Below are 20,913 nucleotides of genomic sequence, written 5' to 3'. Positions count from 1 at the left end.
ATATGAAAACACTCAAATTTCAGTCGGTTTTCGACATTATTGGACCAGTTATGATTGGACCATCATCAAGTCATACTGCAGGAGCGGTAAGAATTGGTAAAGTTATTCATTCAATCTTTGGTGAAATTCCAGAAAGTGTCACCTTTGCTTTGTATAATTCCTTTGCTAAAACCTATCAAGGTCACGGTACTGATAAGGCGCTTGTTGCAGGCATTATGGGCATGGATACAGATAATCCAGACATCAAAAATTCTCTTGAAATTGCTCATCAACATGGGATAAAAATCTATTGGGAAATTCTGAAAGATAGCAATGCTCCGCACCCAAATACAGCTAAAATTACTGTCAAAAAAGGTGATAAAAGTATGAGTATCACAGGTATTTCAATTGGCGGGGGCAATATCCAAGTGACAGAATTAAATGGCTTCTCAGTATCTCTATCGATGAATACACCTACTATCATTGTCGTTCATAAAGATATTCCAGGTATGATTGCCAAGGTTACTGATATTCTTTCAAAATATGATATCAATATTGCTCAAATGACTGTAACCCGTGAAAGTCAAGGACAAAAAGCTATTATGATTATTGAAGTTGATTCACGTAACTGTAAAGATTGTGTCAAAGAGATTGAAAAAATCCCTAATCTTTATAATGCTAATTTCTTTGATTAAAGGAGACAGTGATGTTTTATACTATAGAGGACCTTGTAGAACAAGCAGAGCAACAATATGATGGTAATGTTGCTGAATTAATGATTGCGACAGAAGTTGAAATGACTGGTCGTAATCGAGAAGAAATTATTGGCATCATGTCTCGTAATTTACAAGTCATGAAATCATCCGTAACAGAAGGGTTAACGCCTACTAAATCAATTTCTGGACTTACAGGCGGAGATGCACTCAAAATGGACACTTACATCCGTCTGGGAAAAACACTCTCAGACAACACAATCTTATCTACAGTTCGAAATGCAATGGCCGTCAATGAATTAAATGCTAAAATGGGATTAGTTTGTGCTACACCAACGGCAGGATCTGCTGGATGTTTGCCTGCTGTTCTGTCAACAGCAATTGACAAGTTAGGGTTAAACGAAAAAGAGCAACTTGACTTTCTCTTTACAGCCGGTGCCTTCGGTTTGGTTATTGGTAACAATGCATCCATTTCAGGGGCTGAAGGAGGATGCCAAGCCGAAGTAGGATCTGCTTCTGCTATGTCAGCAGCAGCTGTTGTAATGGCGGCAGGTGGTACAGCATACCAAGCTAGTCAAGCTATTGCATTTGTCATTAAAAATATGTTAGGTCTTATTTGTGATCCAGTTGCTGGACTTGTAGAAGTTCCCTGTGTTAAACGTAATGCCCTAGGTTCAAGTTTTGCCTTAATAGCAGCTGATATGGCACTTGCAGGCATTAATTCACAAATTCCAGTTGATGAAGTTATTGATGCTATGTATCAGGTCGGATCAGCTTTACCAACTGCCTTTCGTGAAACAGCTGAAGGTGGCCTAGCAACAACTCCTACAGGTCGTCAATATGCTAAAGAAATTTTTGGAGAAATATGATGTCCACAACAGTTTATTTTGTTAGACATTGCGAGCCAAATTATAAAAATCATGATGATTCAAGTCGTGAATTGACTCAAAAAGGTTTACAAGATCGTCAATTTATTATCAAATTTTTTGAAAATAAATTAATCAATCATATTTTTTCAAGTCCTTATAAAAGGGCTTTTGATACTGTTTTACCTCTAGCAAAGCAACACAAACTTAACATCATAACGGTTGACGACTTCAAAGAACGTAAAATTGACAATGTTTGGATTGAAGATTTTAAATCATTTACACAAAAACAATGGTTCGACTTTTCCTATAAATTAACTGATGGGGAATGTTTACATGATGTTCAACAAAGAAACATGAGAGCTCTCAATCAATTACTCATTGATAAAGATGGGCAATCTCTTGTTATCGGATCTCACGGTACAGCTATTTCGACCATTATAAACTTTTTTTTCAAATCTTATGGCTACCAAGATTTTGAAAATATCAAATCATTAATGCCTTATATTGCCGAATTTCAATTTAATAAATTAGACTGCCAATCAATCTCCATTCATAATATCTTTACAGGAGCTTGTCATGAAATCTATTCTATTTGATCTTGATGGAACACTCGTTGATTCTAGTTCTGGAATCAAATAATCATTTGTTCATATTTTTGCAGCACTAGGGGTACCATTGCCTAGACCTAAAATGACGAGAACTTTTATAGGTCCACCTCTAGAAGATAGTTTTAGACAATATGTTGATGATGTTGACAAAGCCGTCACTGTCTATCGAGATTATTACAAAAATATTGGAGTTTTTGACGTTAAATTATATCCTTGCATTGAACAGCTGCTGAAAGAATTAGTAGCTAATCATTTTAACCTTTATATTACAAGTAGTAAAAATGAACCAATGATTCATGTCATGCTAAAACACTTAAATATTGACAGATTCTTTACAGGTATCTATGGTCATACTTGTGATAGAAATAACAAAATAAAGGTCATCGAAGCATGCCTCCTATCAGAAAATATTAATCAAAAGATGCTATTATTATTGGTGATACTAAATTTGATATTATTGGAGGTAAAAATAATAATATTAAAACACTCGACATAACCTGGGGATTTGTCTAGAAGAAGAAGAACTTTTATTGGTAGGTTCTGATGCTATTTGCCATAAGCCTCAAGATATTTTAAAGAGTCTGGGACAAACCAAACCATCACGATGGCGGAGCCCACACCCACAAAACAATGACAACCAATAGGCAAAGCCCTCGCTAAGTGCTATACTCTTAGTGAGGGCTTTTTCAAGTTTTCGCATAAAAAGATTTTTAGTTTAGAAAATTTATACCAATAAATCTAAATTTCTAATAAACTGTATATAAAAACGAACAAAGATACTCTTTAAATATATAAGAGATAATTTTTGTTCGTTTTTTGTTTTATTGTCCAGAGTTTTTTGTCTCAAACTCTTTTTTATTGCATGCCCCAAGCAGCTAAACCCTGTGAGTTATAAGCATTTAGAGCTGAATTTATCTGATCTTGCACAGTGGCTGTTGATCCCCAACCAGGCATCGTTTGGAAAAGTCCAGACGCACCTGATGCATTCGCTACATTTGGATTCCCATTAGACTCACGTGCAATAATATACTCCCAAGTTGACTGGGGTACACCAGTTGCTTTCGCCATTTGAGCTGCAGCTTCTGTTCCGATCACGCCAGCTGTGTTACCATTTGCCAAAACACCTGAGTAAGATACTGAAGAAGTCGCAGTTAACTGAGAGTTGTAATGATTAGCTGTCTGATTGACTTGCGGGATAATTTCATTAACAAGATTTTCAGTTGGCACTGAAACCGTTGAAGCAAGTTCTTCATAATGAACTGATTTTAACAAATTTGTAGTTTCAAAAGCAATAGCGTTTGCTTCAGTTGAAACTGCTGTTGTTGCTTTAATAGTTAGTGGAACACTTGTTTCTAAACTAGAAATTTCAAAATTTTCAACTGTATTTTCTTTTTTAGTTGATGTTACATAAGATTCAGTATTAACAGATTGTGTTGTCAGAACAATTGACAAACTTGTAAATAATAATCCTAAAACAATTTGTTTAGATTTTTGTTTCTTTAGCGAACGTCGTGTGACTCTGCTATTTGACATGAATTTCTTCCCTTTTTTAATTTTAACCTCATCTAGTCTAACATACAATTGTTACAGTTACTTTACACCTATGTTTAAAAATAGCGTATATATACAACATCTTGTAATATAGAGAACTATATCTGCTTTTTTAATGCTTCATTTATAAAATTATAGCTAAAACTCTATAAAAGGTTGTCTATCATGTAAACTTTTTGTAAATATCATTGTGTTTTAGATTCTTGAACTATTAGTCTATAAAAAGATCAAAAGATTCTAGAAGATAGCATTTAAAAAATTCTATCGAAATGAATATAAGTTGTTTTTTCAAACTATGACCAATAACTCGCATAGTGAATAGCTTATTTATTTTGCACCTACAAAGTCAAGAGTGATCATCTAATAAAAAAAAACTTAGAACACCTAAAAATAAGGTATACTAAGGTTTTTTCAGTATAAATAGCAACATAGCTATTATTAATATCACTAAGATAGCAAAAGTGTCTATTGATTTCCATTTGAGCAAACGGTATTTCGTCCGACCATCTCCACCTTTGTAACCACGTGATTCCATTGCAATGGCAAGAGCATCAGCACGTTTAAAACTAGAAGCAAAAAGGGGAATTAAAATTGGAATAATTGACTTTATTTTTTTAATCAGATTACCTTCTCCAAAATCAACACCCCGTGCTTTCTGAGCATTCATAATCCGAATAGTATCATCCATCAGAGTAGGAACAAAACGCAAACTAAGTGACAACATTAATCCGATTTCATGTGCTGGAACCTTTAAAGGTTTCAACGGATTCAATAAAGATTCAACTGCATCTGCAAGACTTAAAGGGGTGGTTGTTAAAGTTAGTAGAGTTGAAAAGAAAATAATCAAGACAAATCGCATAAAAATGATTCCTGCTTGATTTAAACCAACACGTGTAATTTGCAGAAAACCAAAATGGAAAAACACTTCTCCTCCACCAGTAAAAAAAAGCTGGAAAATAGTAGTAAATAAGATAATCCCTATCATTGGTCTAACACCACGTAAAAAGAAACCCAACTTTATACCAGATAACCAAATAGAAAAAAGAGAAAAAAACAAAAGTAACGCATTTGTTATCATATTATTAGCCCAAAATATTACAACAATATAAATTAACATAGCTAATAATTTACTTCTTGGATCCAATCTATGAATAATCGAAGTACCTGGAATATAACGACCTAAAATCAATTTATCCATAAACAATTCCCTCCCTGAATTCAGCTAAAGTAACAGGAAGTTCTTCCATCAAAAAGCCTCGTTTTCTTAAATTATACGCCAATTTTGTAATTTTTGGTACACCAAGTTGTTTTTCTTCCAATAACTCCACTTTCTGAAAAACATCTTTTGGAGTTCCAGATAAAACAACTTTTCCTTTTTCTAAAACATGAACGAAATCTGCATAATTTGCTACATCATCCATTAAATGTGTTACCAATACAATAGTTAAACCAAATTGATGAAGATTTTTAAATAAAGTCATCAATTCCTTACGTCCTTTTGGATCCAGTCCAGCTGTCGGTTCATCTAAAACAAGAATTTCTGGCTCCATTGCTAAGATTCCAGCAATGGCCACGCGACGCATCTGTCCACCGGACAATTCAAAAGGATTTTTTTCAAATAGTTCCTCAGAGATCCCAACCATAGTTAGTTTCTCACGAGCAATTTGCTCAGCTTTTTCTTGAGAAATACCAAAATTTTGAGGACCAAAGGCTGCATCCTTCAGAACAGTCTCTTCAAATAATTGACTTTCGGGAAACTGAAAGACTAAACCAACTTTTTGACGAAGTTGTTTGATATCTTTTGAGTTAGAAGTTGATGTAATCACATGTTTATCAACTGAAACACTCCCTAACGTTGGAATATTAAGACCATTTAAAAGCTGCATAATAGTAGATTTTCCAGAACCAGTATGCCCAATAAAAGCAGTATAACTTTTTTTTATAATCTCAAGATTGACATCAAACAGTGCTCTTCCTTCAAAGGGTGTCCCTGCTTGGTATGTATAACTTACATTTTCGAGAGTAATCCCCATAATTCCTCTTCTAATTCCTTTTCTGTTAAATAAGCTGCGCTAAAGTCTAATTTTTCTGATAAATCTTTAATGACACTTGTTGTAAAGGGAATGTCCAGTCCTAGGTCAATCAATGATTCTTCGCGGGCAAAAAGTTCTCGCGGAACTGAATCTGATTCAATCTTCCCACCTTGCATAACAATCACTCGATCACTAAGTGCTACTTCATCTAAATCATGAGTAATCGAAATAACAGTCATTTGATGCTCTTCACGAATTTTTTGCATTACATCAATCAATTCTAAGCGACCTTCTGGATCTAACATACTAGTCGCTTCATCAAGAATTAAAATATCAGGATTCATAGCAAGTGCACCTGCAATAGCAACTCGCTGTTTTTGCCCACCAGATAATCGTGCAGGTTCCTTAGTTTTGAAATCAATCATTCCCACTAATTCGAGAGCTTCATTGACACGAGATACCATTTCTTCATGAGAAACTCCTTTATTTTCAAGAGAAAAAGCAACATCATCCTCAACCGTTGCACCAACAAACTGATTATCAGGATTTTGAAAAACCATCCCAATTTTATGACGAATAGTCCAAAGATTCTTCTCCGTTAATTGTTCACCATCAATCCAGATTTCACCTGTTTCTGGCTCTAACAATCCATCAATTAAACGAACTGTAGTTGATTTTCCAGAACCATTATGGCCCACAATTGATAGCCATTCCCCGCGTTTCACGTGAAACGAAACATTATCAAGTGTTGGGGATTCTTGTCCTTCCACATAGCGAAATGTAATATTCTTAAACTCAATCATTTACGAAATGTATCCTTAAATAAAAAACTTGCCTCCCTAAAATAGTCATATCCTGAATATAGGGTGAAAAATAGAGAAATATAAAGCATAATATTTCCTACAAAGGCCCAATGAAAAAGCAACAAGACAACTGCAAGCATCTGAGTAGCTGTCTTAATTTTACCCAGCATAGCAGCAGCTAGGACCTCACCTCCTGTTTCAACCAAAAGAAGTCTGAGCCCTGTGACTGCTAATTCTCGGCAAATAATGACAGCAGTAACCCAGGCTGGCGCTAAATCTAAACCAACTAGCATAATAAAAGCAGACATAACTAACATCTTATCTGCAAGCGGATCTGCAAACTTACCAAAATTAGTAACTACATGCCATTTTCGAGCAAGATAACCATCTAAATAATCTGTTATACTGGCAATTGCAAATACAAAAGCTGCAATAATGTGCCATACAATATTATTTGGAATAGAGGCTAACAATAAAAATAGGGGTATTAAGATAATGCGTCCAACTGTGAGTAAATTGGGGATATTTTCTTTTTTATTAAACATAAATTTTCAATTTTCCTATTCTACCATTAATGTAAAGATAGCTGGGCTAGAGTTGACAAGTGAGGATAAATCAATTTTCTGACCATCGACTGTAATCTGTGCAGCTTGAGGTATACCTATTGTAACATGTGATAATGACCCTTTGTTGACAGATACTGTAAACTCTTTTTGTTCTTGTGTCAAGGTAGTTGCTCGTTCTCCATTTAGAGTATCATTTAAACTTACCCAACTTTCACCATCTTTAAGTGTAAAAGTAACATCAACTACCTCTTTATCGGTTTGAAATGCTACAACAGAATTACCATCTTCCTGAGCTACTGCTTTAATTGTTGAGGGAAGTTCAGTAATTGTTGAAGTTGTTGTCTCTATTGAGGTTGTTATTTCCGTTTCGGTAACTGTTTCTGACGTTTCTGTTATTTCTGTTGTGGCATTAGTAAAAGGCCATGGCAATTGCTTAATAACAAAATAACCAGCTAATGCTACAATTGCTAAGCTCAAAAAACTAATAATTACTTTAGGTAAAATTGATTTTTTTTGAGTTTTTTCACGGTGGCTACGACGTCTCCTATGAGCCATACGTTCCATAGGAATATTTTCTTCATCTGTAGAGGTTAATTTTGAAACTGATTCATTTTCTCTCATTTGTGATAAGGTATTTTGAAATAAATTTTGTTCTCGGTATTGAATAAGAATCTCACTAGCCTCCAAATCAACCGACTCTGCATAACTACTCAAATATAATTCAACTTGATCGGTTGGTATCAAACCAAATTGATCCAACTCTAGTGCTAGAAGATGGTGAGATGCAATACCTGTTTGATGTTCAATATCTGTTAATTGAAATTGTTTGGCTAAACGCGCTTCACGCAAAATATCACCAATCATTTTACCATTCATATCATTTAAAATTCCTTCCTAGTTTAAGTACTTTTATTATTATAGCAAAAAATATGATGTTTTCATGTTATTTCGGAAAAACAATGAACTCTGTTTTTTCTGCAAAATTAAAGAAATGTTCTCCAAAAGTAACAATAGTTTCTAAATCTAATTTGGTCAGTAAGTGTGGAAAATCAAAATAAGAATACTCATCATCTTGATATTGTAAAAATTGATGACCTAATTCCTCTATGTTATCTAAACTTCTAATAAACTCACCATAAATTTCATTTTTTATTGTGATTAAGTGTTCTTGATTAATATCTTTATTTTCCCTAATGTTGGTTAAATTTTTACGAAGTTGAGTTCCTGTAGCAATTGGTTGTTCTGTATCTAGCATCAAAATAACAAAACTAAATCTGTTAGAAATTTCAATTTCAATATCGAAAGAATCATCAATTTTACCTTTGTCATACCATTCTTGATAACGCTGAGATGTCCAACCAAATAACATTGCCAAAAATAGTCTTAGAGCCAACTTCTGTTCTACTAAGGATAATTCAGGCCTTATTTGTCCTCTAAAACCAAGAGCTAGTTTTGGAGTTGTTACATCGATTTGAATAGATGACTTCGTAATAGGCTTTGATAATTTAAGGGGAGGTCTCGAAATTTCTGGTAATGTTTTCCGTCTCCTTGTCTCTTTTTTCCTAACAATTCTATCAACCACCTTAACATCAAAATCTCCTACTAAAATTAATGTCTTAAAGTCTGGTCTATAAAACGTATCAAAATTTTCTTTCAAATCTAATAAAGATAACTCTTTAATTGATTCTCTAGTTCCTGCAACATCACTGGATAAAGGAGTATCCGGATACAAATTAGTCAAGACTCCACTATACAGACGAAAATCAGGATCATCTTGATACATTGCAATCTCTTGTTCTATGATTGCCTTTTCTTTGTTAATACTCTCTTCATCTATATGTAAACTTGATGTAAAATCTAATAGCAACTGTAAAGATTCCTCAAAAGATTCTACTGTTGAAAAAAAGTAAGTGGTCTGGTCAAATGTCGTGTAAGCATTACTGTCTGACCCCATATTGGTAAAATGATTTCCAACGTCCTCACCTTTTTTGTCTCTAAATAATTGATGCTCCAAAAAATGAGCAATACCAGAAGAGTAATTTTTTGGATTAGAATCTATTGTAACATTTGTGTCAACAGAACCAAAATCTATCGTCAACATTGCCAAACGTTCTTGAAAACCTTTTTTGGGAAGATAGTAAACTTTCATTCCATTATCCATATATCTAAAGTATATTTCTTGGTTTAAAAATGGATAATCAATCTTTTCTAAGCGACTCATCTGATTCTCCCTCCAAAAAATAAACAGCCTGTAACTTCATCAGACCAACCGCAGCGACAATATCACGCTTTGAGACTCTATCAATGTTATCAATAAATAATTTAATACTAGGACTTTCTTTATCAAACATAACACTGCTATACATTTGTTCAATTAAGGACTTAGGATTATCCATGGACATCTTAGCATTTCCGATAAGCATTTGTTTAGTTTGCTCCACTAATTGTTTTGAAAAACGTCCTAATTTTAATTCATTAATTTGTTGATTGATTACCTTGAATGTCTTTGCTCTGCTATTTTTTTCAATACCGGCATAAATTCTCAAAAAGCCTGAAAAAGCATCGTATCGACTTCCAACAGTATATGCTAAACTTTCTTTTTCTCGAACCACAGAGAATAATTTAGAATGTGAAAAACCTCCTAGCATTCCTTCAGCAACAAGCATAGCATAATAGTCTTTGCCACCGTAGTAAATTGGAATATGATAACCTAATTGCAAAATAGACTGAGTCGTTTTTTTAGTAACAACTTTTTCTCTAACAATATTTATAAACTCCTGACTGTAAACTTTTTGTAAATTTACCTGTCTATCTACTAACGGAAAATGAATCAGCTGACGCGTTGCTTGATAATCATCAAAATCTCCTAAAAGAAAAATATCTATTTTATCTTCCTTGAGCATCTTTTGAAACTCTTGATAAGCTGTAAAAGCATTTTCTTTTTGAATTAAATCTTTTTTCCCATATTTTGAAATTTGAAGTGCCTGTTCTTCATAGTAAAGTTCTTGTAAACTAATACTACTATTATAAAATTGATCTTGCTCATCTATTTCAAGATATCTAATAAGATTCTTTTTTTCAATATCAAAAGTTTTAGTTTGATATTTTTCTAATGAAATTAATGGACGAAATAGAACCTCTCCAAGAATAGCTAACACCTCACTTAGAAGATTTTCTTGTCCCAACACATAGCGATTACTGACAAAAGAAATATCAATATCAACAATATGAATATTTCCTCGAACACTAACATTAGTTGAAAAACTTGTACCGTAAAGATTAGCTAAACGTTCACGAAAAATTTTATTGTTTGGAAAAGCTTCGCTAGCTGTCGCTAACATTTGTGCTACAAGAACTCTCCGAGAAACTGTTTTTATCTGGCGATGACCCGAAAAACGAAAAGTAAGATGATTTGTCTTAAATTGCTGGTTTTTAATAAAATGTAAGTCTACACCCTCTGCTAATTTCATGGCACTTCCTATCTAAATTTAATCTCATCTATTATAACATTTTATGATATAATTATCTTTACAGAAAGTCGAGGTTTTTATGGAATATACATTATTTGATGATTTTATTACTTTACAAGCTCTATTGAAGGAGTTAAGTATTATTCAAAGTGGTGGGGCAATAAAAAGTTTTTTAACTAATAACATTGTACTTTTTAACGGTGAGAAAGAAGAACGTCGCGGAAAAAAAATTCGTGTAGGAGATATTATTGAATTACCAGAACAAAATATTATAATCACATTAAGAAAACCAGATGAAATAGAAATACAACATCATCTTGAAGATTTAGCTGAAAAAAAACGAGTTGCTTCCCTAGTCAAACAACTCAATAAAACTAACAAATCAAAGAAAAAATTACCTTCTAAAAAAAGTCAAAGTAAAGAGATAAAAGACATCCGTCCGGTTAGATTTCCAGGAACATAGATATGTGGATTGAAAGTATATCACTAACAAATTATAGAAACTACAGAACACTAAATGCAGAATTTTCCCCTGGTCTTAATCTTTTTATTGGTGAAAATGCTCAAGGAAAAACAAATTTTTTAGAAGCGATTTATTTCCTTTCACTGACACGTAGTCACCGTACACGTTCTGATAAAGAATTAGTACACTTCAATGAAGTTGACTTGAAATTGACAGGTGTTGTCAATCGTGTAAACGGTAAAGTTTCACTTGATATTATCTTAAACGGTCGTGGTCGTACTACAAAAGTTAATCACCTCAAACAAGCAAAACTTTCTGATTATATCGGGACAATGACAGTTGTACTCTTTGCACCAGAAGATTTACAATTGGTAAAAGGGGCACCTGCTTTAAGACGTAAATTTATTGATATTGATTTAGGACAAATCAAACCCTTGTATCTTTCTGATCTCTCAAACTATAACCATATTTTAAAACAAAGAAACTCCTATCTAAAAAACTCTCAAACAATTGATGACACCTTTCTTGACGTTCTTGATGAACAATTAGTTTACTATGGTACTCGAGTTATGGAGCACCGATTTGACTTTGTTAAAGACTTAGAAAAAGAAGCTGATAAACATCATTATAGCATCTCTAACAAAATTGAAAATTTAAAATTAAACTATATCTCATCAATAAAGTTTACAGATAATTTTGACATATCTGTAAACTTTATTGAACAACTAAAAACAAGTCGTTCTCGTGATATCTATAAAAAAAATACAGGAGTAGGACCTCATCGTGATGATTTAGAGTTTTATATAAATGAAATTAACGCTATATTTGGTAGTCAGGGACAACAACGGAGTCTCATATTATCTCTAAAAATGGCTGAAATCGCTCTATTTAAAAAAGTCACTGGCGATAATCCTATTCTTTTACTTGACGATGTTATGAGTGAACTTGACAACAATCGTCAATCTCAGCTACTTTATAATATTATTTCAGAAAATGTCCAAACTTTTATAACAACTACAAGTTTAGAACACTTAAAGGAATTACCAAAAAATTTGAAAGTATTTTATGTCAAAAATGGATCTGTACGTGAATAATAATTGTGGTTACATGAACTTTAATTCAAAAATATAGATTATACTTATCAAAAAAGAAGGTTGAGACACAAAAAATATCTCAACCTTCTTTTTTGATAGTAATAACAGATAGACGCAGTTGGTGGATTAGAAGTCTGCAATTGGATACTTCTTCTTTTTCAAGTGTCCACCTAAAATAGTCCACTGGACTATTTTAGTACCACGCAATCGTTAGCGGCCATCCTATACGAATGTGATGAACGTCGTTCATCTTATTTCCAACCTCCAAAGGTCTGGGAGATCTTTGAAGCTGTGCGGAGGTGGGAGTGAAAGTGTCCAGTGGACAGTTTCAGCCTGAGCTTAGAAATCAGAGAGCGAGGGGAAGTCAACATTTCGAAATCATGACTTCTTTCCCACTCTCGTTTTTTTGTTTTAGTGTTTAGTTTTTGTCCAGACTCATTTTTTGTTACTATATTATCTATCTCAACTCAGACTTAATTATTTACTAAGAATTATTAGAGAATACAGCGACATTCTTTTTATTTCATAGAATAGTTTGGAGCTTCATTCGTAATTTGAACATCGTGAGGATGGCTTTCAATTAAACCTGCTCCTGACATTTCAATGAACTGAGCATTATCGTGAAGTTCTTCTAGATTTGCTGCACCAACGTACCCCATACCAGAACGGATACCACCAATCATTTGGAAAACAATATCTGAAACAGCTCCTTTATAGGCTACACGGCCTTCAATTCCTTCTGGAACAAGCTTATTAGCCTCATTAACGGTTCCTTGGAAATAGCGATCACTTGAACCTTTTTTCATTGCTGCAATTGAGCCCATACCACGGTAAGTTTTGAATTTACGTCCTTGGTAAATTTCTGTTTCCCCTGGTGCCTCATCTGTACCAGCAAACATTGAACCAAGCATGACAGCATCTCCACCGGCTGCAAGAGCTTTTACGATATCACCTGAATATTTAATACCACCATCTGCGATGATTGTTTTTCCATACTCGCGAGCAACAGATGCAGCATCATAAATTGCAGTTACCTGAGGAACACCTACACCTGCAACAACACGTGTTGTACAAATCGAACCTGGACCAATACCAACTTTTACTACATCAACACCCGCTTCATAAAGAGCACGTGCTCCTTCAGCTGTGGCAATGTTACCAGCAATCAAAGTACGATTTGGGAAATGAGAACGGATTTCAGCGATTTTACGAAGTACACCTGCAGAATGACCATGTGCAGTATCAATAACAATAGCATCAGCACCTGCTTCAAAAAGAGCCTCTGCACGCTCGAAAGTATCAGATGTCACACCAACAGCACCTGCTACTAGAAGACGACCGAATTCATCCTTGGCTGCATTTGGAAACTCAATAACTTTCTCAATATCTTTGATTGTGATAAGACCTGATAAACGCCCATTTTCATCAACTAAAGGCAATTTTTCAATTCGATGTTGGTGAAGAATTTTTTCTGCTGTTGCTAAATCAGTACCAACTGGAGCAGTAATCAACTCCTCTGATGTCATATGTTCTGAAATGAGAGAATTAAGGTCAGAAATGAAGCGCATATCACGATTAGTAATAATACCTACCAATTTACGATTTTCAACAGATTCAACAATTGGAACACCTGATATACGATAGCTTTGCATTAAATCTTCAGCCTCTGAGACCTTATTATTTGGTGTTAAGAAGAATGGATCGATAATAACACCATTTTCTGAACGCTTAACTCTGCGAATTTCTTCAGCCTGTTGCTCAATAGACATGTTTTTATGAATAACACCGAGACCACCTGCACGAGCAATAGCAATAGCCATCTTACTATCTGTTACTGTATCCATAGCGGCAGTAATAATTGGAATATTTAATGTCAAATTGTCAGCAAGTTTTGTCTGCATATTAACATCGTTTGGTAAAACATGACTTTCTGCTGGAATAAGTAATACATCATCAAAGGTAAATCCCTTTTTCAAAAATTTTGTGTCCCAATTTGACATTTCTTATGCCTCTTTTCTTTTTATTTTTTTAAGTTATTAAACTTATTATTTTTTCTATGATATCATTCTAAAATTATTTGTCAATTATTCCGAATAAAAATAGTTATTTATAGAAAAATAGTTATTATTTGCTAAAAATAACAAACATTTATCAAAAATTATCAGTCAATAGGTAAAGATAATTCCTGATGATTTTTTTTAGAATCAGCTATAATGTTTTTCAAATATGAGATGATAAAACCATCAAATTGATTTTCTATGAGGTTAATTCCCTCTGAATACTCTTCTAAATTACTTGATTTTCCAGCAAAATAATCAGCATTTAAACTAGCAAAAGTATCTCTAACTAATGTTATTTTTTCTTGCGGAAGCTCCGAATCAGAAGTCCATTCTTTACTTTTACGTTTAGCCAGCTCTTCCATAAAAATTCGAGAATACTCTGAAAAGTGTAACAATTTTTCATTATTTATATCGTTACTCTTAGCCCAGTTCTCGACGTTTACTTGCTCTACTTGATAATCCAAATTTTTAGCATCCACTGCTATCTTTCCATACTGGTGCGGAGAAACAGCCAATGAAGATGTTATTATCTCAGTGGGTTGCCCCTCGCTGATGTGCTGGATATGAATATGACCACTAAGATTTAAAAAAACTTGAGAATTTTGATATAAAGCAGATAATTTAGGAGATTGATCAATTAAAAATCCAGAGCTAAAATCAGGATTGTGTGGAAGTAAATTCTGATGGCTAATACCAATCACCTTAATTTTATTTTTTTCAGCCTCTTTCAACATTGATTCAATCCATTTTAGAGTATCAGAAGAAAGTTTATTGTCAGCATTGCTATTACTGTCAACAAATAAAAACCATAAATCCCCTCTAGCACTGTAAACATAAGACAACGATTTGTCATCTCTGTGTAAAGATTCTTGTAATCCATAGTTCTTATAAATCTTTGCAAATTCTTCTTTCGAAATCGAATCAACTAATTCGTAATTCTCACCTTTGAATTTTGCTGCGCTAGAACGATCAATATCATGATTTCCTGGCATAACAAGTACAGTTACTCCCGCATTCTTGATACGAGCTAATTTCTTTTCTAAATCTATATGGCTTTGTTTTTCACCATTAAAGGTCAAATCTCCACTGATAATCAAAAATTCAGGTTTATCTGCCACCATTTTATCAACAAAAGCTTCCGTTATCTCTTCGATGAAATACATATTTTTACCGTCAGCATTATCAACCATGTCGGTAAAAAAGCTACCATCATCATGTAAAGACGGCGACAAGTAGTGTAAATCTGTTGCTACAACGATTGAAACAGGTGCCTCAGAACTAGTAGGTGCATTTTTTACTGCTTGAGGTTTAAACTGAGAGATAATAAGGTAACTGACAATCATGCTCAGTAAAATTAATGTAAATCTTATGAAACATTTTTTCATGTGTTTATCAAAAAGGGAATGTAGCGATATCGCCCACTCCCATCCTTTCAATTTTAGAAGTAATTAATTCCCATCGCAGATTTTACTTCTGATAAGGTTTGAGCTGCTACTTGACGTGCTTTTTGACTGCCTTCTTCAAGCATACGGAAGACTTCTCCCATATCTTTAGCGTATTCTAGACGGCGTTCACGAATAGGAGCTAATTCACGTTCCAAGATGTCTAAAAGGTAACGTTTGGTTTTGACATCTCCAAGACCGCCACGTTGATAATGTTCTTTCATCGCCTCAATTTCATCCTTATCTGATTCTGTTCCAAAAATATCAAGATAATGGAAAACCATGTTGCCTTCAATTTGTCCAGGGTCTTCCACACGGATATGGTTTGGATCGGTGTACATGCTCATGACTTTTTTACGAACAGTTTCAGCGTCATCAGACAGGTAGATGCCATTTCCGAGAGACTTCGACATTTTAGCATTACCATCAAGACCAGGGAGGCGACCAGCCTTTTCATTTTCAGGATAAATACCTTCTGGCTCCACCAAAACCTCACAATTGTAGGTATGGTTAAAGCTACGAGCAATCTCCCGTGTTTGCTCAATCATTGGTTTCTGGTCGTTACCGACTGGCACAAAATTAGCTTTAAAAGCTGTGATGTCTGCGGCTTGAGAGATTGGATAAACTAGGAAACCTGTTGGAATAGATTCTCCAAAACCTTTTTGAGCAATTTCAGTTTTAACCGTTGGATTACGTTCAAGACGTGCTAACGAGACAAGGTTCATATAGTACATGGTCAATTCTGCTAGCTCGGGAATCTGACTCTGAATAAAAATGGTTGATTTAGTAGGGTTAAGACCAACAGATAAATAATCCAAGGCAACATTTCCAATGGATTCCTTGATAGCTGCAGATTCTCTGGCATGGTCAGTGAGGGCTTGCTGGTCTGCTAAAAAAACAAACATATCGTACTTCTCTTCATTTTGAAGTAATACACGATTTTTTAAACTCCCTACATAGTGACCTAAATGTAGTTTTCCGGTGGGACGATCCCCTGTTAAAATAATTGGTTTAGACATGTTATCTCCTATACTTTTTTGTCAACTTTATTTTACAGCGTTGTCAACTTTGCGGAAGTAATCTTCCTTGGTTAATCTGTAATGAACCATTGTAACCATTCTTTCATCAACTTTCTTGTCAATCTTTGCATATGGTTCTTCATGGCTAAACAACATTCCTGACTTCTGCATGACACGCCCAGAAGCAGGATTTTCTTTATCGTGTCGTGCGATTAAACAGTTCATTTGTAAGTCCTCGAAAAAGACTTGAAGTATTTTTGTGACTGCCTCGGTCATATATCCTTTGTCCCAATAGTGTTTATTTAAGGTATATCCTATTTCAGCTCGACGCACATCTTCGGCGATTTTCATTAAATCAACGGTTCCAATAAATTGACCAGTTTCTTTGATAACGATGCCCCAACGCCCTAGAGGATTAGCTAGGTACAACGAAGCAATATTATTTTTGGTCTCTTCAAGAGTTTTATTAACTGGAAAGGTCCAACGAACATTCTCTTCATCAGATGCATAGGCAAACATATCATCAGCATCTTCGAGCCGTACAGGTCTTAGGTGAAGTCTATCCGTCTCTATAGAGCAGAATTTAGCTAATGCTTGGTAAATATTCTCCATATATCCTCCAAAAGAAAAATTCACGCTTAAAAAGCGTGAGGGCATAATCATATTGATACGCGGTACCACCTCAATTGATAACTTTACAACTTTTGTAAAAAAATTTTACAATTAGTTGTCAACTCAGTAAAGTATCATCTCTAGTACGATAAGGTGTACCAAACCTGAAACGTATGTATTGGTTCCACGTGAAACATCAGCCCATTCACTCTAACTCACTACTGACTTTCAGCAACCGCCAGTTCTCTTTGAAAGTAAAGTTAAAATTACTCTTCTGAATACTCATATTTTATGAAATCCCTTCAAATTTGTCAAGTTTCTATCTTGTCAAGAACTTGGATTTAAGGGATAATAGAGGAGCTGAAAAATAGAGAAAGTGGGTTATCATGAAAAAACGTTTAGTTGATTTCGGATTAGTAACAATTGGCTCATTTATTGTAGCTATTGGATTTAATACGATGTTTTTAGAGAATAATATAGCTTCTGGAGGAATGGGAGGGTTGGCAGTTAGTTTTAAAGAAATATTTGGCTGGAATCCTTCAACTTTTTTGTTGCTAACTAACATTCCTCTTTTGATACTATGTTTAGTATTTTTGGGTAAAGAAACCTTTGTTAAGACCTTTTATGGTTCTTGGATCTATCCATTTGCTATAAAGTTGACATCAAATTTACCAACGTTAACACATAATCCATTGCTTGCAGCAATCTTCGGAGGAGTGATTGTAGGAATCGGTTTAGGATTGGTCTTTTGGGGAAATTCTTCAACAGGGGGAACAGGCATTCCAACACAGATTTTGAATAAGTACACTCCATTATCATTAGCGGTAGCAATGACAATTGTCGATGGTTTCAGTGTTGCTATGGGTTTTTTGGCTTTTGATTCTGATACAGTGATGTATTCCATTATAGCCTTAGTTGTTATTTCATATGTCGTTGGAATTATGGAAAATGGTTTTAATTCTTCAAAAACCATTATGATTGTTTCAAATAATAGCGAGGCTATACGATCTTACATCATTCAAAAAGCTAATCGCGGGGTAACACAAATTCCTGTTAAGGGAGGCTTAGATTTTTGCGATAAAATCATGCTGATGACAACAATAACGAGCCATGAATTGCCAAAAATGCAACAGGCAATTATAGAAATAGATGAAACAGCCTTTGTTGTTGTAATGCCTGCTAGCCAAGTCATGGGACGTGGTTTTAGTTTGACAAAGCACTATATTCGTGAGAACGATGATATTTTACTTCCAGGCTAGTAATTTTCGTTGAAAAAAATAGGTAAATTCGATAAAATGTTAGGGATAGATAAGATATTAAAAAACGAGGTAATATAATTGTTAACAGTTTCAGATGTGTCGCTACGTTTTAGCGATAGAAAACTTTTCGATGACGTAAACATTAAGTTTACAGCAGGAAATACCTATGGATTGATTGGTGCCAATGGTGCTGGAAAATCAACCTTTTTAAAAATTCTTGCTGGAGATATCGAGCCTTCAACTGGTCATGTATCTCTTGGACCCGATGAGCGTCTTTCGGTTCTTCGTCAAAATCACTTTGACTATGAAGAAGAACGTGCAATTGATGTTGTCATCATGGGGAATGAAAAACTTTATAACATCATGAAGGAAAAAGATGCCATTTACATGAAGGAAGATTTTTCAGATGAAGATGGCGTTCGTGCTGCAGAACTTGAAGGCGAGTTTGCAGAACTTGGTGGATGGGAAGCAGAAAGTGAAGCTTCTCAATTATTGCAAAACCTCAATATTCCTGAGGACCTTCATTACCAAAATATGAGTGAACTTGCTAATGGTGATAAGGTTAAGGTTTTGCTTGCTAAGGCACTGTTTGGCAAGCCAGATGTTCTTCTTTTAGATGAGCCGACCAATGGTCTTGATATTCAATCTATTTCATGGCTTGAAGATTTCCTAATTGATTTTGAAAATACCGTTATTGTTGTGTCCCATGATCGCCATTTCTTGAATAAAGTATGTACCCACATGGCTGACCTTGATTTTGGTAAAATTAAACTATTTGTCGGTAACTACGATTTCTGGAAACAGTCTTCTGAATTGGCTGCGCGACTTCAAGCAGACCGTAATGCCAAAGCTGAAGAAAAAATCAAAGAACTTCAAGACTTCATTGCACGTTTCTCTGCAAATGCATCTAAATCAAAACAAGCGACTTCTCGTAAGAAAATGCTTGATAAGATTGAATTGGAAGAAATTGTTCCATCAAGTCGTAAGTACCCATTTATCAATTTCAAAGCTGAGCGTGAAATTGGTAATGACCTGCTAACTGTAGAAAACCTTTCTGTTAAAGTTGATGGAGAAACCATCATTGATAATATCAGCTTTATTCTTCGTCCAGGAGATAAGACTGCGATTATCGGTGAGAATGATATCCAAACGACAGCTCTTATGCGAGCTTTAGCGGGGGATATTGAATACGAAGGAACCATTAAATGGGGAGTAACCACTTCTCAGTCTTATCTTCCTAAGGATAATACGAAAGATTTTGCTTCAGGTGAGCCAATTTTGGAATGGCTTCGTCAATTTGCTGCTAAAGGTGAAGATGATGATACTTTCTTGCGTGGTTTCCTTGGCCGCATGCTCTTCTCAGGAGATGAAGTTAAGAAGTCTGTTAATGTTCTTTCTGGTGGGGAAAAAGTGCGCGTGATGTTGTCTAAATTGATGTTACTTAAATCAAACGTGCTCATTCTTGATGATCCAACGAACCACTTGGACTTAGAGTCTATTTCTAGTTTGAATGATGGGGTTAAAGATTTCAAAGAATCGGTTATCTTTGCCAGCCATGACCATGAATTTATTCAAACGATTGCTAACCACATTGTTGTGATTTCTAAAAACGGTGTTATTGACCGAATTGGTGAAACCTATGATGAATTCCTTGAAAATGAAGAAGTTCAAGCTAAGGTTAAGGCTCTTTGGGCTTAATCATACTACCCTAAAAGAAATCGTCTGGTGATTCCAGACGGTTTTTATAGTGAGTTGAATAAGGTTAGAACATCGTTAAGTCAATTTGATAAACTCTAGTTCTTTTTCTTTCAGCAGCTTCTTGAATCGTCCTATCCCTTTTTCAATCAAGCTATAGCTAATAGAAATTGGTCAAAGCTAAGAGAAGTGGATGTGTGGAGCGCACAAATAATCAAAGAGAGTGGGACAAACCAGCACGATGGCAGATCCCACACCCACAAAACAATGATAACCAATAGGCAAAGCCCTCGCTAAGTGCGATACTCTTAGTGAGGGCTTTGTGGTTGATAACTTAATGATAAAATCTATCTAGGGACAAACTAATCCACTCTATCTACGAGAACCCCAAAGTATCGCCTAAGAAGCATGAGTATAAAAATACGACTACTATTAGAGAGACAAGTCCTCATCATTAGTTAGGAGGAAACGACTATGGATATCATCTATACATCTTGTGCAGGCATAGATATTCACCAAGCTATGATAGCTGTCTGTATCTTACACGGCTCTCTCACTAGTATTCGTCCCAAACGTGAAAAGGCTCGCTTTGATACAACGACAGAAGGTTTACAACAATGTCATGATTTTCTCACATCTTTTCAAGTACAAGCTGTTGGCATGGAAAGTACAGGAGG

The 20,913-nt window shown here is 34.8% G+C and carries 20 protein-coding genes and 1 pseudogene; 9 read left to right on the top strand and 12 right to left on the bottom strand.

Annotation, left to right across the window (positions count from 1 at the left end):
• The first annotated feature begins 2 nt into the window (after positions 1 to 2).
• The 4 genes from sdaAB to ACFPQ3_RS03505 all read left to right on the top strand — a co-directional run bounded on the left by sdaAB (position 3) and on the right by ACFPQ3_RS03505 (position 2,665).
• Complete coding sequence (gene sdaAB / locus ACFPQ3_RS03520) at positions 3 to 674, top strand: L-serine ammonia-lyase, iron-sulfur-dependent subunit beta (protein WP_156805781.1); 672 nt, start codon at positions 3 to 5, stop codon at positions 672 to 674.
• Positions 675 to 685: 11 nt separating this feature from the next.
• Positions 686 to 1,561 (top strand): L-serine ammonia-lyase, iron-sulfur-dependent, subunit alpha, encoded by an 876-nt coding sequence (gene sdaAA / locus ACFPQ3_RS03515; protein WP_156805780.1) that lies wholly within the window; start codon positions 686 to 688, stop codon positions 1,559 to 1,561.
• Positions 1,561 to 2,157: a histidine phosphatase family protein gene (locus ACFPQ3_RS03510; RefSeq protein WP_156805779.1), complete on the top strand. Its 597-nt coding sequence runs from the start codon at positions 1,561 to 1,563 to the stop codon at positions 2,155 to 2,157. Before sdaAA ends, ACFPQ3_RS03510 begins: the two co-directional genes overlap by 1 nt.
• A 79-nt stretch (positions 2,158 to 2,236) precedes the next feature.
• Positions 2,237 to 2,665 carry an HAD hydrolase-like protein gene (locus ACFPQ3_RS03505; protein WP_232323194.1) on the top strand — a complete coding sequence of 143 codons (429 nt, stop codon included), beginning with the start codon at positions 2,237 to 2,239 and terminating at the stop codon, positions 2,663 to 2,665.
• A gap of 359 nt (positions 2,666 to 3,024) precedes the next feature.
• Here ACFPQ3_RS03505 and ACFPQ3_RS03500 read toward each other — a convergent pair whose 3' ends face one another.
• The 8 genes from ACFPQ3_RS03500 to yfmF form a co-directional block, all read right to left on the bottom strand.
• Complete coding sequence (locus ACFPQ3_RS03500) at positions 3,025 to 3,702, bottom strand: transglycosylase SLT domain-containing protein (RefSeq protein WP_156805778.1); 678 nt, start codon at positions 3,700 to 3,702, stop codon at positions 3,025 to 3,027.
• Positions 3,703 to 4,120: 418 nt separating this feature from the next.
• Positions 4,121 to 4,918, bottom strand: coding sequence for an energy-coupling factor transporter transmembrane component T family protein (locus ACFPQ3_RS03495; protein WP_156805777.1), 798 nt, complete (start codon positions 4,916 to 4,918; stop codon positions 4,121 to 4,123).
• A complete protein-coding gene (locus ACFPQ3_RS03490; RefSeq protein WP_156805776.1) occupies positions 4,911 to 5,753 on the bottom strand; it encodes an energy-coupling factor transporter ATPase in 843 nt (280 codons plus the stop codon). Before ACFPQ3_RS03490 ends, ACFPQ3_RS03495 begins: the two co-directional genes overlap by 8 nt.
• Positions 5,729 to 6,556, bottom strand: coding sequence for an energy-coupling factor ABC transporter ATP-binding protein (locus ACFPQ3_RS03485; RefSeq protein WP_156805775.1), 828 nt, complete (start codon positions 6,554 to 6,556; stop codon positions 5,729 to 5,731). The genes ACFPQ3_RS03490 and ACFPQ3_RS03485 overlap by 25 nt, the downstream gene beginning before the upstream one ends.
• Positions 6,553 to 7,101, bottom strand: coding sequence for a CDP-diacylglycerol--glycerol-3-phosphate 3-phosphatidyltransferase (pgsA, locus tag ACFPQ3_RS03480; RefSeq protein WP_156805774.1), 549 nt, complete (start codon positions 7,099 to 7,101; stop codon positions 6,553 to 6,555). Before pgsA ends, ACFPQ3_RS03485 begins: the two co-directional genes overlap by 4 nt.
• Positions 7,102 to 7,116: 15 nt before the next feature.
• Entirely contained in the window at positions 7,117 to 7,998 is an 882-nt protein-coding gene (locus ACFPQ3_RS03475) for a helix-turn-helix domain-containing protein (protein WP_156805773.1), read from the bottom strand.
• Positions 7,999 to 8,065: 67 nt separating this feature from the next.
• Complete coding sequence (gene yfmH, locus ACFPQ3_RS03470; protein ID WP_156805772.1) at positions 8,066 to 9,343, bottom strand: EF-P 5-aminopentanol modification-associated protein YfmH; 1,278 nt, start codon at positions 9,341 to 9,343, stop codon at positions 8,066 to 8,068.
• Complete coding sequence (yfmF, locus tag ACFPQ3_RS03465; RefSeq protein WP_156805771.1) at positions 9,321 to 10,592, bottom strand: EF-P 5-aminopentanol modification-associated protein YfmF; 1,272 nt, start codon at positions 10,590 to 10,592, stop codon at positions 9,321 to 9,323. The genes yfmH and yfmF overlap by 23 nt, the downstream gene beginning before the upstream one ends.
• A gap of 79 nt (positions 10,593 to 10,671) precedes the next feature.
• Between yfmF and yaaA the strand changes: the two genes are divergently transcribed.
• Positions 10,672 to 11,055, top strand: coding sequence for a S4 domain-containing protein YaaA (gene yaaA, locus ACFPQ3_RS03460; protein WP_156805770.1), 384 nt, complete (start codon positions 10,672 to 10,674; stop codon positions 11,053 to 11,055).
• Positions 11,056 to 11,057: 2 nt separating this feature from the next.
• Entirely contained in the window at positions 11,058 to 12,149 is a 1,092-nt protein-coding gene (gene recF / locus ACFPQ3_RS03455; RefSeq protein WP_156805769.1) for a DNA replication/repair protein RecF, read from the top strand.
• A 518-nt stretch (positions 12,150 to 12,667) separates the two neighbouring features.
• On the opposite strand, the gene guaB is transcribed toward recF, so the two are convergent.
• From guaB to ACFPQ3_RS03435, 4 genes are all read right to left on the bottom strand, one after another.
• On the bottom strand, positions 12,668 to 14,149 hold the full coding sequence (gene guaB, locus ACFPQ3_RS03450) for an IMP dehydrogenase (RefSeq protein ID WP_156805768.1): 1,482 nt from the start codon (positions 14,147 to 14,149) through the stop codon (positions 12,668 to 12,670).
• Between the two features lie 161 nt (positions 14,150 to 14,310).
• On the bottom strand, positions 14,311 to 15,594 hold the full coding sequence (locus ACFPQ3_RS03445) for a metallophosphoesterase (protein ID WP_156805767.1): 1,284 nt from the start codon (positions 15,592 to 15,594) through the stop codon (positions 14,311 to 14,313).
• Positions 15,595 to 15,647: 53 nt separating this feature from the next.
• The gene (trpS, locus tag ACFPQ3_RS03440; protein ID WP_156805766.1) at positions 15,648 to 16,670 is read right to left on the bottom strand and encodes a tryptophan--tRNA ligase; all 1,023 of its coding nucleotides are present in this window, start codon (positions 16,668 to 16,670) and stop codon (positions 15,648 to 15,650) included.
• Positions 16,671 to 16,697: 27 nt separating this feature from the next.
• Positions 16,698 to 17,282 carry a GNAT family N-acetyltransferase gene (locus ACFPQ3_RS03435; protein ID WP_156805765.1) on the bottom strand — a complete coding sequence of 195 codons (585 nt, stop codon included), beginning with the start codon at positions 17,280 to 17,282 and terminating at the stop codon, positions 16,698 to 16,700.
• Between the two features lie 386 nt (positions 17,283 to 17,668).
• Here ACFPQ3_RS03435 and ACFPQ3_RS03430 point away from each other — a divergent pair, with 386 nt between their 5' ends.
• The 3 genes and pseudogenes from ACFPQ3_RS03430 to ACFPQ3_RS03420 all read left to right on the top strand — a co-directional run.
• Complete coding sequence (locus ACFPQ3_RS03430) at positions 17,669 to 18,541, top strand: YitT family protein (protein WP_156805764.1); 873 nt, start codon at positions 17,669 to 17,671, stop codon at positions 18,539 to 18,541.
• Positions 18,542 to 18,619: 78 nt separating this feature from the next.
• A complete protein-coding gene (locus tag ACFPQ3_RS03425; protein WP_156805763.1) occupies positions 18,620 to 20,239 on the top strand; it encodes an ATP-binding cassette domain-containing protein in 1,620 nt (539 codons plus the stop codon).
• Positions 20,240 to 20,710: 471 nt separating this feature from the next.
• Positions 20,711 to 20,913, top strand: a pseudogene (locus ACFPQ3_RS03420) (IS110 family RNA-guided transposase); the annotation flags it as partial.

The organism is Streptococcus caledonicus, assembly GCF_042656225.1.
In the GTDB taxonomy this organism is placed as follows: Bacteria; Bacillota; Bacilli; order Lactobacillales; family Streptococcaceae; genus Streptococcus; species Streptococcus caledonicus.
This window is presented reverse-complemented; position numbering and strand designations above follow the sequence as displayed.